The 15,565-nt window shown below is 35.3% G+C and carries 12 protein-coding genes; all 12 read left to right on the forward strand.

All coding sequences use genetic code 11. From position 1 onward, the window contains the following. Window positions 1-191 precede the first annotated feature (191 nt). The 12 genes from yqeB to dpaL all read left to right on the forward strand — a co-directional run bounded on the left by yqeB (window position 192) and on the right by dpaL (window position 15,512). Window positions 192-998 (forward strand): selenium-dependent molybdenum cofactor biosynthesis protein YqeB, encoded by an 807-nt coding sequence (gene yqeB, locus CPHY_RS07755; protein WP_041703356.1) that lies wholly within the window; start codon window positions 192-194, stop codon window positions 996-998. Window positions 999-1,013: 15 nt separating this feature from the next. After that, entirely contained in the window at window positions 1,014-2,153 is a 1,140-nt protein-coding gene (locus tag CPHY_RS07760) for an aminotransferase class V-fold PLP-dependent enzyme (protein ID WP_012199517.1), read from the forward strand. Between the two features lie 10 nt (window positions 2,154-2,163). Next, complete coding sequence (locus CPHY_RS07765; RefSeq protein ID WP_012199518.1) at window positions 2,164-2,400, forward strand: DUF3343 domain-containing protein; 237 nt, start codon at window positions 2,164-2,166, stop codon at window positions 2,398-2,400. A 52-nt stretch (window positions 2,401-2,452) separates the two neighbouring features. Further along, window positions 2,453-3,196 carry a selenium cofactor biosynthesis protein YqeC gene (gene yqeC / locus CPHY_RS07770; RefSeq protein WP_012199519.1) on the forward strand — a complete coding sequence of 248 codons (744 nt, stop codon included), beginning with the start codon at window positions 2,453-2,455 and terminating at the stop codon, window positions 3,194-3,196. A gap of 258 nt (window positions 3,197-3,454) precedes the next feature. After that, window positions 3,455-4,105, forward strand: a complete 651-nt coding sequence (locus tag CPHY_RS07775; RefSeq protein WP_157668675.1) for a helix-turn-helix transcriptional regulator — start codon at window positions 3,455-3,457, stop codon at window positions 4,103-4,105. A 455-nt stretch (window positions 4,106-4,560) separates the two neighbouring features. Further along, window positions 4,561-4,935, forward strand: coding sequence for a RidA family protein (locus tag CPHY_RS07780; RefSeq protein ID WP_012199521.1), 375 nt, complete (start codon window positions 4,561-4,563; stop codon window positions 4,933-4,935). A 329-nt stretch (window positions 4,936-5,264) separates the two neighbouring features. Further along, complete coding sequence (gene ssnA / locus CPHY_RS07785) at window positions 5,265-6,602, forward strand: putative aminohydrolase SsnA (protein WP_012199522.1); 1,338 nt, start codon at window positions 5,265-5,267, stop codon at window positions 6,600-6,602. A 52-nt stretch (window positions 6,603-6,654) separates the two neighbouring features. Continuing rightward, a complete protein-coding gene (locus CPHY_RS07790; RefSeq protein ID WP_012199523.1) occupies window positions 6,655-8,337 on the forward strand; it encodes a selenate reductase in 1,683 nt (560 codons plus the stop codon). Window positions 8,338-8,583: 246 nt separating this feature from the next. Further along, window positions 8,584-9,957 carry a dihydropyrimidinase gene (hydA, locus tag CPHY_RS07795; protein ID WP_012199524.1) on the forward strand — a complete coding sequence of 458 codons (1,374 nt, stop codon included), beginning with the start codon at window positions 8,584-8,586 and terminating at the stop codon, window positions 9,955-9,957. 181 nt (window positions 9,958-10,138) lie between these two features. Further along, the gene (xdh, locus tag CPHY_RS07800; RefSeq protein WP_041703359.1) at window positions 10,139-12,688 is read left to right on the forward strand and encodes a selenium-dependent xanthine dehydrogenase; all 2,550 of its coding nucleotides are present in this window, start codon (window positions 10,139-10,141) and stop codon (window positions 12,686-12,688) included. A gap of 66 nt (window positions 12,689-12,754) precedes the next feature. Then, on the forward strand, window positions 12,755-14,038 hold the full coding sequence (locus tag CPHY_RS07805) for a uracil-xanthine permease family protein (protein ID WP_012199526.1): 1,284 nt from the start codon (window positions 12,755-12,757) through the stop codon (window positions 14,036-14,038). A 253-nt stretch (window positions 14,039-14,291) separates the two neighbouring features. Further along, a complete protein-coding gene (gene dpaL, locus CPHY_RS07810; protein WP_012199527.1) occupies window positions 14,292-15,512 on the forward strand; it encodes a diaminopropionate ammonia-lyase in 1,221 nt (406 codons plus the stop codon). Window positions 15,513-15,565 lie beyond the last annotated feature (53 nt).

Below are 15,565 nucleotides of genomic sequence, written 5' to 3' on the forward strand. Positions count from 1 at the left end.
TAATAATCCTAAATTAAATATACGAAATTAATGATTCTAAATTAGAGATGTTTTATCAAAAGATACAAGTTATAATAAATGTGCTATATGAATGATGCTTAGATAAATAGATTAAGTCTATTGGCGGTATTTTGCTGGCGTACAAAGTAGTCGTGATTAAGGGTGCGAAAGCACCAGAATGGAAGTTAAAGATGGAAAAAATAATTGTTGTCCGAGGGGGCGGAGATATTGCAACGGGAACGATTCATAAATTATATCAAAGTGGATTTCCTGTTGTGGTATTAGAGATTGAAAATCCTTCTACGATTCGAAGAAAAGTAGCATTTTCTGAGGCGATGTATGAGCGTGAGGCAACCGTGGAGGGGGTAACCTGTAAAAGAGCAGACCACTTTGATCAAATAAATGAAATTTTAGCAGAAGGTAAGATTCCAATTATAAAAGATGAGAATTGTGACATCTTAAATTATATAAAACCATTGGCATTGGTAGATGGGATATTGGCTAAGAAAAATCTTGGTACTAAAAATACGATGGCGCCAATCACGATTGCATTAGGACCAGGATTTGAAGCAGGCGTAGACGTAGATGCCGTTGTAGAAACCCAAAGAGGGCATGATTTAGGTCGAATTATATTGGAAGGATTTGCTACAAAAAATACAGGAATTCCAGGAATCATAGGTGGATATGGTATAGAGAGAGTAATTCATAGTCCGGCTACTGGAATTATTAAAAATATAAGCCATATTAGTGATACCGTAACAAAGGGACAAGCTATTGCTTACATTGGAGATACTAAGGTAGAGGCTAGCATTGATGGTATTTTAAGAGGTATCATAAAAGATGGATATCCTGTAGTGAAGGGACTAAAAATCGCTGACATCGATCCTCGAATTGAAGAGAAGAAAAATTGCTTTACCATTTCAGATAAAGCCCGTTGCATCGGTGGAAGTGTACTAGAATCCATCCTGTATTTACGTAGAAAGAAAAACCTTTCATAATAAAGGAGAAATGTAATGATATATTTTGATAACGCTGCAACCAGTCTAAAAAAGCCAGATTCTGTAGCAGATGCGGTTTATGCTGCTATAAAAAATATGGGGAATAGCGGAAGAGGCTCTCATACAGCTTCTTTAGAGGCTGGAAGGGCTATTTATGCAACGAGGGAAATACTTGCAAAACTATTTTGCATTAAGGACGCAAGTCGTATTGCCTTTACTTCAAATGCAACAGAAAGTCTTAATATTGCAATAAAAGGTTTGTTGCATAAAGGAGATCATGTTATCACTACGGAATTAGAGCATAATAGTGTTTTGCGACCTCTTTATGAATTGGAGTCAAGCGGTGTAGAGCTCACTATTATAAAAAGCGACTTATCTGGGAATATCAAGATAGAAGAAATTGAGAAAAGTATAAAAAAGAATACCAAGATGGTAATCTGTGGGCACAGCTCTAATTTAACAGGTAATCTACTTGATATAAAAAGAATAGGAAAACTTTGCAGGGAAGAAAAAGTTTTATTTGTAGTGGATGCTGCACAAACAGCAGGTGTGTTCCCAATCGATGTAGAAGAACAAAGTATTGATGTTCTTTGCTTCACAGGACATAAAGGACTTCTTGGTCCACAGGGAACTGGTGGTATTTATGTTAGAGAAGGTGTTTTAGTATCTCCATTAAAAACTGGTGGAAGTGGCTTTTCATCTTTTTCCAAAACGCATCCTGATGTAATGCCAGAGTGTTTAGAAGCAGGTACTTTAAATGGACATGGCATTGCTGGCTTATATGCGGGAGTTACTTATATTTTGGAGAAAGGCATCGATCAGATAAGAGAGAAGGAACAGAAGCTGATGTGGCAGTTTTATAAAGGTATAATAGATATTCCTAATATAAAAATTTATGGTAGCTTTACTACAATCGATAGAGCTGCAATTGTCACGTTTAATATTGCAGATTATGATTCGGGTGAAGTAAGTGATCAATTAGCAGAAGAGTTTGGTATTTATACAAGGTCAGGGGGACATTGTGCTCCGCTGCTCCACGAAGCACTCGGAACAAAAGAACAGGGAGCGGTTCGTTTTAGTTTTTCTCATTTTAATACTGAGGAAGAAGTTAACATAGCAATAGATGCAGTAAAAAAGCTAGCAATTGAAATCTAGGAGGCTGACAATGAGAAAAAAAGAACGAAAAGCTGTCATTACCTTTCAAAATACAACAAGTGCTATGGCTATGGAAAAACTTTGTAAGGAGAAAGGAATTAGCGGCAGAATAATTCCGGTTCCAAGGTGTATAACGGCTGGCTGTGGATTAGCCTGGAGCGCGAATCCGGAGGTAAGATTTGAATTGGAAAATTTCATGGAAGAAAATCATATTGGCTACGATCAGATATATGAGATAGAGATATAAAAGCATTATAGTGAAAATAAAATCGGTTTTCACAAACAGAATGGAGACTTTTATGGAGTTTTATCAATTATATGGTTCAGAAGAACTCATAAAACAAGATAGTATTTCTAAAGCTTTTGGAATAGAACTATCTCAAAGAAAGGTGATTGCTTTTGTAGGCGCAGGAGGTAAAACGACCTCGGTTCATCATCTGGCAAAAGAGTTGGTTTCCCTTGGTAAACGGGTAATTATAACCACTACAACTCATATGTTTTTGCCTACGGAGCATGGAGTGCTAAAAGAAGACAAAGAGATGCTTTTAAGTATGCTTAACTTAAGTGGCATTGCAGTTGTTGGGACTCCATGTGGGGATGGAAAGATGGCAAAAGTTTCAGACTCTTTTTATGAATGGATGAAAACAGTATCGGATTATATACTGGTTGAAGCAGATGGTTCCAAGCGACTACCAATTAAGGTACCTGACAAACATGAACCTGTATTGCCAAAGGATACAGATTATGTTGTAGTTTTAGTAGGATTAACTTGTTTATCAAAGCCGCTCTTGGAATGCTGTCACCGATGGCAGATGGCAATGGAGATATTAAACTGTGAACCAACACATGAAGTTGAACCAGGGGATGTAGCTAAGTTAGTTGCAGAAGGGTACTGTAATAAATTAATGATTCCGTTTAGAGTAATATTGAATCAATGTGAGAGTATGGAAGAACGAGAAAAAGCAGTAGAAATAATAAACAATCTGAAAGAATTAAAAATATCGATTGATAATGTGGCTTTTGGAAATTATATTCTTTCCTAAGACCATTATTTTGGATTTACTTTATAAAGTTTTAAGGGATTATCTCATAAATTTTAAAGGAATTACCTCATAAAGTTTAAAATTACCTCATAAAGTTTAAAGGATTGCTTCATAAAGTTATTAATGTATTACTTCATTAAATTGAAGTATTGCTTTTTCTATCTTCATTTTATATAATTATTATTGCAAATTTAATAGAAATAGTAAAAAAGTGCATTAAAGTAGCACTGGAACGGGGGAACCATGCAGCGGGGAAATATGAAATTAACAGCGACAGATCGAATCATATTAAATTCATATCGTAGCTTTTTAGATGGACTAGCAGATTATTTAGGGACAGGGTTTGAGTATGTATTACATAGTTTAGAAGACTGTGAAAACTCTGTTATTAAAATTATAAATGGGCACCATACGGGGAGAAAATTAGGCGCTCCTATTACAGATTTAGCACTCAATATGCTTAATAAGATTCAAGACGAAAATCTAGATGGTTATATCTCGTACGAATCTAAAAATAAAAAGGGAAATCTACTTTATTCAACTACAATTAGTGTTTACGGTGAGCATCATCGTATTATTGGATTAGTCTGTATTAATTATCATGTAGATACTCCGTTATCAGAAACATTTCCAGTGTTCAAAATGCTCGATATGACTGCCAATAATATGATTAATGAAAACTTTGCTGTGGATGTAGATGGTTTGATTGAACAAGCTTATGCAGAAGCCTCCCAGCAGGTTATGGCCGATGAAAGTATATCAGCAAATTTAAAAAATAAAGAAATTGTTATCCTACTATATAATCAAGGTATTTTTAGAATGAAAGATTCGGTAATCAAAGTCGCAAAATTGATGGATGTTAGTAAAAATACGGTTTATATGCATCTAAGGGGATTGAAAGATAAATAAAATAAAGATATTTTTTTACTTAAAGAAAATGCATTTAAGGAAGTCGGAAGACTTCCTTTTATTTTTGATACACTATTAACACTATTCTAAAATATAGATTAAAATAAAAGCTTATACTAAAATAAAAGCTTATTATAATAACTAAATTATTAGTAATAATAAAAAGAAATAGATTTATATAGTCTGTTTCTTTTTTTGATGTCCAAGGAAGAGTTAGTAGAGCACTCTTGTTTCTCGTATTGAAATTGCAGAGTAATTTTCTTTGGACTACGCCACTTCAGATGTTGATAAGAGGTTAATTGAAACTCGCTTAGATACTAAAAAATGTTTATTTATGGTAAGCAATAGAATGAAATATAATAATAAAAAAATCCGGTTGACTGAAATATATTTTAGTATTATAATTTAGATGTAGATAATTAGACGAAAAAATTCGTAGAAAAGAGGATGTAATTATGCAAATAATCAATACAACAAATGCTCCAGCAGCAATCGGACCTTATAGCCAAGCTTTTGTAGTAAATGGAGTACTTTATACTTCAGGTCAGATACCACTAGACCCAGCAACTGGCGCAGTAGTAGAAGGTGGTATTAAAGAACAAACTCTTCAAGTTATGAAAAACATTAAGGCTGTTTTAGAAGAAGCTAATACAACATTTGAAAATGTTTTCAAAACAACTTGCTTTTTATCTGACATGGGAAATTTCGCAGCATTTAATGAAATTTATGGTGAATACTTTACAGGTAAGCCAGCTCGTTCTTGCGTAGCTGTAAAAGAACTTCCAAAGGGTGTATTAGTAGAAGTTGAGGTAATTGCAGTAACAAAGTAATTGCAGTAACAAAGTAATTGAAGTAGCATATGAATTTGTTTCCCATTTCTAAGAATACGTAATCTATAAAAAGCGCATTTTTAGTAAGTGGGAGGCTATCTGGTATCACAGGTAGCTATTTAATTTATGATAATGCTAATTTAGCAGTAATTAGTGATTTCAGTAGTATACTCACGGGTGTTATTAATTTATTGTATGCCGCATCTACAATCTGATGTGAGATACAATGGGTGTTAGTGCTAAGGGTGATTCTTTCACAAGCGATTAAGCCGATGCGCAAAGATACCATCTGAATTATAAGGTGCTATAGCACCAGAATTGAGGTTGCGATGTATTTAATAGGAAATGGTAAATTATTTACCAGAGACGCCAAAAATCCCTACATGGAATGCGGCGGTATAATAGTAGAAAATAATTTAATCAAAGAAGTAGGTAATTTTACAGTCTTAAAAAATAAATATCCGAATGCAGAAATAATTGATGCAAAGAATCAGATTATTATGCCAGCATTCATTAATGTCCATAATCACATCTATTCCTCATTAGCAAGAGGATTAAGTATAAAAAATCATAATCCTAAGAATTTCTTAGAGATATTAGAAGGATTATGGTGGAATCTAGATAACCACTTAACATTGGAAAATGATAAAGTTAGTGCAAAAGTAACTTATTTAAATTGTATAGAAAACGGTGTTACTACCGTATTTGACCACCATGCTAGTTATAAGAAAACAGAAGGAAGTTTAATGGAATTGGCTGAAGTGGCTAAAGAATATAAGCTTCGTACCTGTTTATGTTATGAAGTAAGTGACCGTAACGGGGAAGAAGAGATGAAGAAAGCAGTGAAAGAAAACGTGGACTTCATCAATTATGCTAATAACAATACCTCTGATATGATAAAAGGTACGATGGGACTCCATGCAAGCTTTACCTTAAGTGATGATACGCTTCGTTATGTCGTGGAACAAAATCCAGAAGGCGCAGGATATCATGTTCATATTGCAGAAGGTATGGATGATTTAGAAGACAGTCTTTCAAAATATGGTGTTCGTACTGTGGAACGTTTGCATTCTATGGGTGTCCTTGGACCTAAAACAGTAGCAGGACATTGCATCTATATTGATGATAAGGAAATCGATTTATTAAAGTCAACAGATACTATGGTTGTTCATAATCCAGAAAGTAATATGGGGAATGCAGTTGGTGCTCCTGATGTCTTAAAGATATTTGATAAAGGTATTCTTATTGGATTAGGTACCGATGGTTATACCAATGACATGATTGAAAGCTATAAAGTTGCGAACATTTTACAAAAGCACATGCATAAAGATCCAAACTGTGCTTGGGGTGAAATTCCAACTATGTTATTTGAGCATAATGCTCAGATTGCAAATCGTTTCTTCCAGACTCCATTAGGAAAAATTGAGGAAGGTTATGCAGCAGATATAATTTTTGTTGACTATGACCCAATTACACCAATGGATGAAAATAATATAAATTCCCATATTCTATTTGGAATGAATGGTATGAACGTAACAACTACCATCTGTAATGGGGAGATTCTTATGAGAGATCGTAAATTACTTCATATTAATAAAGAAGAAGTAATGGAAGAAAGTAGAAGAGAAGCAGCTGATTTATGGCGAAGAGTTAATGCAAACCGCTAAAGAATTGTGAATATCAAGACTCTTCACAGCAAACATCAGAACGGAGGATTATATGAGTGATATTATGGTACAAATCCCTTTCCACAAATTAATGGAAAGAGTGATGTATGAGAAAGAAAACTATAATACTGTATATGGAGTAAGCAATTTATATACCCATGATGGAAAGAAGGATCTAAACTTATTTGACCATGGTCTAGAGAATCCATTCGGACCAGCAGCGGGGCCACATACACAATTAGCACAAAACTTAGTTGCATCTTATGTAGGAGGAAGCCGTTTCTTCGAGTTAAAGACAGTTCAGATTTTAGACGGACACGACCTACATGTTGATAAACCTTGTATTCGTGCAGATGATGAATGTTACAATGTAGAATGGTCCACAGAACTTTATGTACCACAGGCATTAGAGGAGTACATCAAAGGCTGGTATGCAATTAAGTTAATTGCAAAAGAGTATGGCTTTGGTGATCCAGATAAATTTATCTTTAATATGTCAGTTGGATATAACTTAGAAGGAATTAAGTCTAAGAAAATTGATGACTTTATTGAAGGATTAAAGGACGCTTCTAATACAGAAACTTGGAAAGAATGTGAAAAATGGGCACTTGATCATGTAAATGATTTTAAGAACATTGATGAAGCATACATTAAATCCATTTCTCCAAAGGTTTGTAACTCCATAACATTATCTACAATGCATGGATGTCCAAGTGATGAAATTGAAGGTATTATTACTCACCTTTTAACAAATAAAAAAATTAATACTTATTTAAAATGTAACCCTACTTTATTGGGATATGACTTTGTAAGAAAGACCATGGATGATATGGGATATGATTATATGTCCTTTGAAACTCATGGATTCGAGAGTGATTTACAGTTTGAAGATGCAGTTGCATTAATAAGAAAGATGCAGGAGTTAGGAAAAGCGAATGGCTTAACTTTTGGTGTTAAATTATCTAATACCTTCCATGTTAAGATTAAAAATAGCGAATTACCTGGCCAAGATATGTACATGTCCGGAAAAGCACTGTATCCATTAACAATCAATGTAGCTGCAAAACTTGCAAAAGCATTTGATGGTAAATTACCAATGTCTTTCTCTGGTGGAGCAGATGCAAATAACATTAAAGATATTTTTAACACTGGTATTTGGCCAATCACAGTTGCAACAATTCTTTTAAAGCCAACTGGATATCAGGTAATTAAAAAACTTGCAACCCTTTTGGATGAATGTGAATTCCCAGCAGATCAAACTGTTAATGTGTCCTTACTTGAAGAACTTGCTAAAAAAGCAGTAGAAGATAGTAACTACAAAAAGACAGAAGCTGCACGTAAAAAACCACTTCTTACTTTTGGTGAAAACGTTAATGTAAGAGTAGAATGTAAGGTTACTTGTGGAAGCTGCGTTAATGTCTGTCCAAATCGTGCAAATACAACATTAATGGTTGATGGCGTGAAACGTATGCTTCACATTGATGATTATTGTAATGAATGTGGTAACTGCTATATCTTCTGTCCAGATAAATGTACTCCTTACAAGGATAGACTTACTTTATTTGCTGGTAAGAAAGAATTAGAAGATAGCACAAATCAAGGATTTGCAGTAATGGGTGATCGTGTGATATATCGTTTCGATGGCACTGTTAAAGAATGTGCTCTTACCGATGCCCCAGAAGTAATTAGAAGTTTTATCACAGCATTAAAAGAACAACAACCATATTTACTGTAGTCTTTTTATACACCATTAGTAAGATATTGTTGCTGCGTTATCCTAAATGAAATTATTATGCACAAGACCCGTGGGATGAAATGGGTTAGGTTGAAAGGAATTAATTTCTTTCAACCTGGAATTTGTGCTGGTACACAAAGTTCCTTTTTTAAAGCTACTAAGTTGGTAGATTGAGAGGATACATACCTGCATTATTCTAACTCAAACTTAGCTTGCATGGGAACCATACTTAGAAATGGGGTAAATATGAAGATTATTAAAAATGGTACTTTAATAAGCCCTCAAAAGATGCTAATAGCAGATATTGCAATACAGAATAACAAAATCATAGAAATTTCTGCAAATATCAATCCTTCCGATGAGGATGAAGTTTACGATGCCTCAGGGTGCTATGTATTTCCAGGATTTATTGACGGTCATACACACTTTGATATGGATACAGGAACTGCTCATACAGCAGATGATTTTATTAGCGGTACCAAGGCTGCAGTGGTCGGAGGAACTACAACAATTGTAGATTTCGCCACACAGGAAAAAGGCCAATCTTTAAAGGAAGCTTATGATATCTGGATGAAGAAAGCGAAGGATAAAAGCTCTTGTAATTATCGTTTCCATATGGCAATTACCGATTGGAATGAAACAATAAAAGAAGAAATGAATAAGATGCCAGAACTCGGAGTTACCTCCTTTAAGATGTATATGGCATATGACAGTTTACTCTCCAATGATGCTGAAATTCTTGCTTGCTTAAAAAAGATTAAAGAAATTGATGGAGTTCTTGGAGTTCATTGTGAAAATGGTACTTTAATCAATGAGTTAACAAAAGAAAAGATAGCAGCTGGTGAGACTTCACCAGGTGCTCATCCTGCATCAAGACCGGATTATGTTGAGGCAGAGGCTATTAATCGATTAGCTTATATCAGCACTTTAGCCGATCATCCGGTAAATATTGTTCATCTTAGCTCACTTGCGGGGTTAAATGAAATTAGAAATGCAAGAAAAAGAAATCAGGAAATTACGGTAGAAACTTGTCCACAGTATTTATTATTAGACGATCATTATTATAATTTAGATAATTTTGAAGGAGCGAAATATGTAATATCACCTCCTTTAAGAAAAGAAAAAGATAATAAAGCTTTGATTCAGGCGATTGTGGATGGTGAAATTGATACGATAGCAACCGACCATTGCAGTTTTAATTTTAAAAATGATAAGGAATTAGGAAAAGAAGATTTTCGTAAAATTCCAAATGGTGCTCCGGGAGTGGAACACAGACCACAACTGATTTATACCTACTTGGTTGAAGAAAGCCGTATTGATGTTATGAGAATGTGTGAGCTGATGTCAACAAATCCAGCAAAGCGATATGGAATGTATCCAGAAAAAGGAGCATTAGAAGTTGGCAGTGACGCAGATATCGTTATTTTTTCTCCTGATTATGAAGGTGTAATCACAGCGAGTAAGCAAATACAGAATGTTGATTACACACCATTTGAAGGATTTAAGATAAAAGGACAGGCAAAGAACGTATTTGTTAATGGCGAATGCGTTGTGAAGGATGGAACTATTGTAAAAGAAAATCAAGGAACCTATGTATTTGGTCCTAGGAAGAGAGTGTGAAAAGATATTCTAAGTCTGCAAAGTACGCCGACTAAGAATATCTAAGTTTCACACTGCCTACTAATGTGAAAAGAAAATCTAAGTCAGCAAAGTACGCCAACTAAGAATTTCTACGTTTCACATAGGAAGAACGCAAGAGCAACATTCTTCACAAGGAATGTGCGTAAGAATGGAGGTAATTATGTATCAAGTGAATATTAACGGCACCATGTATGAGTGCCAAGAAGATAAGAAGCTTTTAGATTTCCTTCGATATGATTTAGGTTTTACATCAGCAAAAGATGGTTGTAGTGAAGGTGCTTGTGGTACATGTACAGTGTTGGTAGATGGCAAGAAAGCAAGAGCTTGTATCTTTACTCTTTCTAAGTTAGCTGGAAAATCAGTAATTACAGTAGAAGGTTTAAGCGATCGTGAAAAAGAAGTATATGTTCATGCTTTTGGAAACACAGGAGCAGTGCAATGTGGATTCTGTATTCCTGGTATGGTAATATCAGCAAAATCATTACTTGATAATAACCTAGAACCAACAAGAGAAGAAGTTAAAAAAGCAATTATGGGTAACATCTGCCGTTGTACTGGTTATGTGAAAATTGAAGATGCTATTTTATTAGCTGCAAAAATGTTCCGTGAAAATTTACCGGTTCCAGAGGATTCCGGAAATGGTAAGGTTGGAGAACATTTTAAGAGAATTGACGCAGAAGAAAAAGTACTTGGTACTGGTGAATATGTAGATGATATTACCGTAGAAGGTATGATTTATGCAAAAGCGTTACGTGCAAAATATCCAAGAGCAATCGTTAAAGATATTCGCTTAGAAAAAGCGTTAGCTCATCCAGATTGTGTACGCATCCTTACAGCAGAAGATGTTCCTTTTAACAAAACAGGACATATTGTACCTGATTGGGATGTATTAATCGCAAAGGGTGATACTACTAGATATGTTGGTGATGCCATTGTTTTAGTAGCTTCTACTAAAAAAGAAACCTTAGACGAGATTTTAAATCTTGTAGAAGTTGATTATGAAGAATTAGCACCTCTTACAAATCCAGTAGAGGCGATGAAAGAAGATGCTCCAAAGTTACATGAAAAAGGAAATATTTTAACAAGAGAAAGTATTTCCAGAGGTAATGTAGACGAAGCAATTAAAAATTCTAAATATGTTGTAACAAACCATTATTCTGTTCCTATGACAGATCATGCGTTCATGGAGCCTGAGTGTGCAATTGGTATCCCAGAAGGTGAAGGCTTATTAATGTATACTGCTTCTCAATCTGTATACGATGAACAACATGAAATTTCAAGAATGTTAAATATTGATCCTTCCTTAGTTCGTTGTCAGACTAAATTAGTAGGTGGCGGATTCGGTGGTAAGGAAGATATGAGTGTTCAGCACCATGCCGCATTAATGGCTTATATCACACAGAAACCAGTAAAGGTAAAATTCTCTAGACAGGAAAGCTTAAATATCCATACAAAGCGTCATGCTATGGAAATGGATATTACTACTGCTTGTGATGAAAATGGTATCTTAACTGCAACAAAAGCTACAATTATCTCTGACTGTGGTGCATATGCAAGTCTTGGTGGACCAGTATTACAAAGAGCATGTACTCATGCTGGTGGACCATATAATTATCAGAATCTTGAGGTGACAGGATACTGTGTTTATACCAATAATGTACCTGGTGGAGCATTCCGTGGATTTGGTGTAACTCAAAGCTGTTTTGCTCAGGAACAAAACCTGAATGAACTTGCAGAAATGGTTGGCATGTCTCCTTGGGAATTCCGTTATAAAAATGCAATTCGTCCTGGTAATGAATTACCTAACGGTCAGATCGCATCAGATGATACAGCATTTGTAGAATGTTTAGAGGCAGTAAAAGATGCTTTTGAATCTAACAAATATGCAGGTATCGCAGGTTGTATGAAAAACTCTGGTATTGGTGTAGGTTTACCTGATGTTGGACGTTGTAACTTAAAAGTTGTAGATGGTAAAGTTCATATCTTAACTTCTGCAGCATGTATTGGTCAGGGTATTGGTAATGTTATGTTAAGTATGGTATGTGAAACAACTGGCTTAGAGCCATCTAGGATTGTTTACGAACGTGCTGATACAGCAACAACACCAAACTCTGGAACTACAACCGCTTCCCGTCAAACTTTATTTGCAGGTGAAGCTGCAAGATGTGCTTCTGAAGATCTAAAAGAAGCTCTTAAGACAAAGACTTTAGAAGAATTAGAAGGTGAAGTTTTTGAGGGAGTATATAGTGGTGTAACAGATAAGATGGGAGCTGATAAGAAAAATCCTGTCAGCCACGTTGCTTATGGTTATGGTGCTCAGGTCGTTATTATGGATGAGACGAAAAAGGTAACCAAAGTAGTTGCTGCCCATGATGTTGGTCGTGTTGTGAATCCAAAGGCTTGCTCCGGTCAGATTGAAGGTGGAGTTGTTATGGGTCTTGGTTATGGATTAACTGAAGATTTTGTTATGGAAGACGGCTATGTAAAAACAAAATATGGTACTCTTGGATTATTTAGAGCAACTCAGGCACCTGAGATTGAAGTAATTATGGTTGAAAAAAATGATCCAAATGGACTAGCTTATGGTGCAAAAGGAATTGGTGAAATCTGTACCGTACCAACTGCTCCAGCTGCTGCATATGCTGCATATCGCGTAGATGGTAATAGAAGATTTTCTCTACCAATCTCCGACACAGCATACAGAAAATAAATTCATGTTGTTTATTACTTTGCAAAAGTATTAGCATAAACAAAAAACAAGTAAAGAGGAATGGATATGGCAAATGATAATAGAAAGTTAGGTGCTGGTGAAGTTGTTCCTTTAGCTTTACAGCACGTAGTAGCCATGGTAGTAGGCTGCGTTACAGTTCCAACAATTCTTGGAACTGCTGGGGGAATTGGTAGCGATGATTTAGTTATTATGATGCAGGCTTCACTACTTTGTGCAGCGATTGCAATCTTGATTCATGCATTTGGAAAATTTGGAGTTGGATGTAAACTTCCAGTAATTATTGGTAGTGGTTTTGCATTCATCCCTACCCTTACCAGTATTGTTAAGACAGATGGAATGTCTGGTGTATTAGGTGCACAATTAATTGGTGCTTTGGTTGGTATTTTGGTTGGTCTTAGCTTTAAAAAGATTCGATTTTTATTCCCACCAATTGTTACAGCTTCCGTTGTATTAACCGTAGGTATTTCCCTTTATGGAACCGCTGTAAAATATATGGCGGGTGGAGAAAAGAGTCCGATCTTTGGAACTCCAAAAGCTTGGATTGTAGCACTCATTACCTTAGGTTCTGTATTATTCTTTTCACAATTTTGTAAAGGAATTTTAAAAGTATCAGCGACTCTTTTAGGGTTAATTATTGGATATGTAGTTGCAGCTTGTTTAGGAATGGTAGATTTTACAAGAGTTGCAAATGCAGCGGTTGTTGCTCTACCAAAACCATTCCATTTTGGTCTTAGCTTTTCCGTTGGTGGAATTGTATCCATGATTATTATATTTGTAATCAATTCCATACAGGATATTGGACAATTTGAAGCAACAACAGCAGGAGCATTTAACCGTAAAGCAACAGATAAGGAATTATCCGGTGGTATTATTGGAAATAATATCTCAAGTGCTATTGGTGCAATCTTAGGTGGTACTCCAAATGCTACTTGCGGACAAAACGTAGGAATTGTAGTTACTACAAATGTAACAGATCGAATTGTATTTGTTGTTTCAGCTTTGATTATTATGGTAACTGCATTAATACCAAAGCTTGCAGAAATCTTTTTAACTATTCCACTACCAGTACTTGGTGGTGCAACAATTACTGTATTCGGAAGTATTGCTATGACAGGTGTTAGAATGCTTTCTGGTGCTGGTTTAACCCCAAGAAATTTATCCATAGCTGGTCTTTCTGTTGCATTAGCAGTTGGTTTATCAAGAACTCCTGGTGCATTTGAGAGTTGTCCTGAAGTAATCAGAATGATCTTTGGTGGAAGTGAAATTGTTATTGTAGCATTAATCGCTATTGTATTAAACCTAATTTTACCTAAGGAAAAACAATCCTAGAGATTACTTTGAAAGTAGGTACCATGGTGTCACAAAGTGGCACCATGGAAATATGTATACTAATCTCTGATGAAAACTTACTAAAAAATTCTCACATAAAGCCATATGTTCAGAATGTAAACATGTTTTACTTTCTCCTCATTTTTTTAGAAGTTATATAATCGAGATTAATTTATCACATTATTTTACACAGTAACTTGTACAAAAGCACTAATTAAAAAGGCGCTAAACGCCAGAATTGAGGTTAGGTATTATGAAAGAAACATTTAAAAGTGTATTTTATCCAAGAAATAATAATGAAAAATCAAATATTGATTTTTTAAACTTCGAGGAAGCAGGTAAAGCTCATGCATTCCATGCAAGCTTTCCAGTTTATAGCGAAACTCCATTAGCTGAGCTTAAGAACTTAGCGAAAGAAATTGGTGTGAAAAATATTCATGTGAAAGATGAATCTTACCGTTTCGGTTTAAATGCGTTTAAAGTATTAGGTGGATCTTATGCGATTGGACGCTTAATTGCTGATAAAATTGGAGAAGATATCAAGAATTTAACAGCAACTAAAATGATATCAAAAGAAATAAAAGATAAAACAGGAGATATGGTATTCGTAACAGCTACCGATGGTAACCATGGACGTGGTGTTGCTTGGACAGCAAATCAGTTAAACCAAAAATCCGTAGTTTACATGCCAAAGGGATCTGCTATTGAAAGATTAAATAACATCCTCGCAGAAGGTTCTGAAGCTTCTATCACTGATATGAATTACGATGAAGCTGTTCGTCTTGCAGATAAGAATGCAAAAGAAAAAGGCTGGATTGTAATTCAGGATACTGCATGGGAAGGCTATGAGGATATTCCTACATGGATCATGCAGGGTTACATGACATTAGGTTATGAAATTGTAAAGCAATTAGAAGAGACAAAAGCTGAAGCTCCAACACACATCTTCTTACAAGCAGGAGTTGGTTCTTTAGCTGGCGCTATCTGTGGATTCTTTGCAAATTACTATAAAGGAAATCAACCAAAGATCGTGGTTGTAGAGCCAAACAAAGCAGACTGTATCTATCGTACTGCTGAAGCAAACGATGGTAAGCTTCACTTTGTAACTGGTGACTTAAATACAATCATGGCAGGTTTAGCTTGTGGCGAACCAAATAGCATTGGATGGGATGTATTAAAGGATTATGCAGATGCATTTATCTCTTGCCCAGATTATGTAGCAGCAGATGGTATGCGTGTAATGGCTAGTCCATTAGATGGTGACAAGAAGGTTGTATCTGGAGAAAGTGGTGCAGCTACTCTTGGTTGCGTTTACAATATCTTAACAGATGATTCTCTTGTAGATTTAAAGGGGAAATTAGGTCTTAATGAAGATTCTAGATTACTATTCATCTCTACTGAAGGTGATACAGACAAAGAAAATTATCGTAATGTTGTATGGAATGGTAAAGACACACGTTTCGATGCAGAATAATGTGAAATAAAACGATTTCATATTTCATGTTTAAACGGTATTCAATCTGCAAG

Source organism: Lachnoclostridium phytofermentans ISDg (genome assembly GCF_000018685.1).
Classification (GTDB): Bacteria; Bacillota; Clostridia; order Lachnospirales; family Lachnospiraceae; genus Lachnoclostridium; species Lachnoclostridium phytofermentans.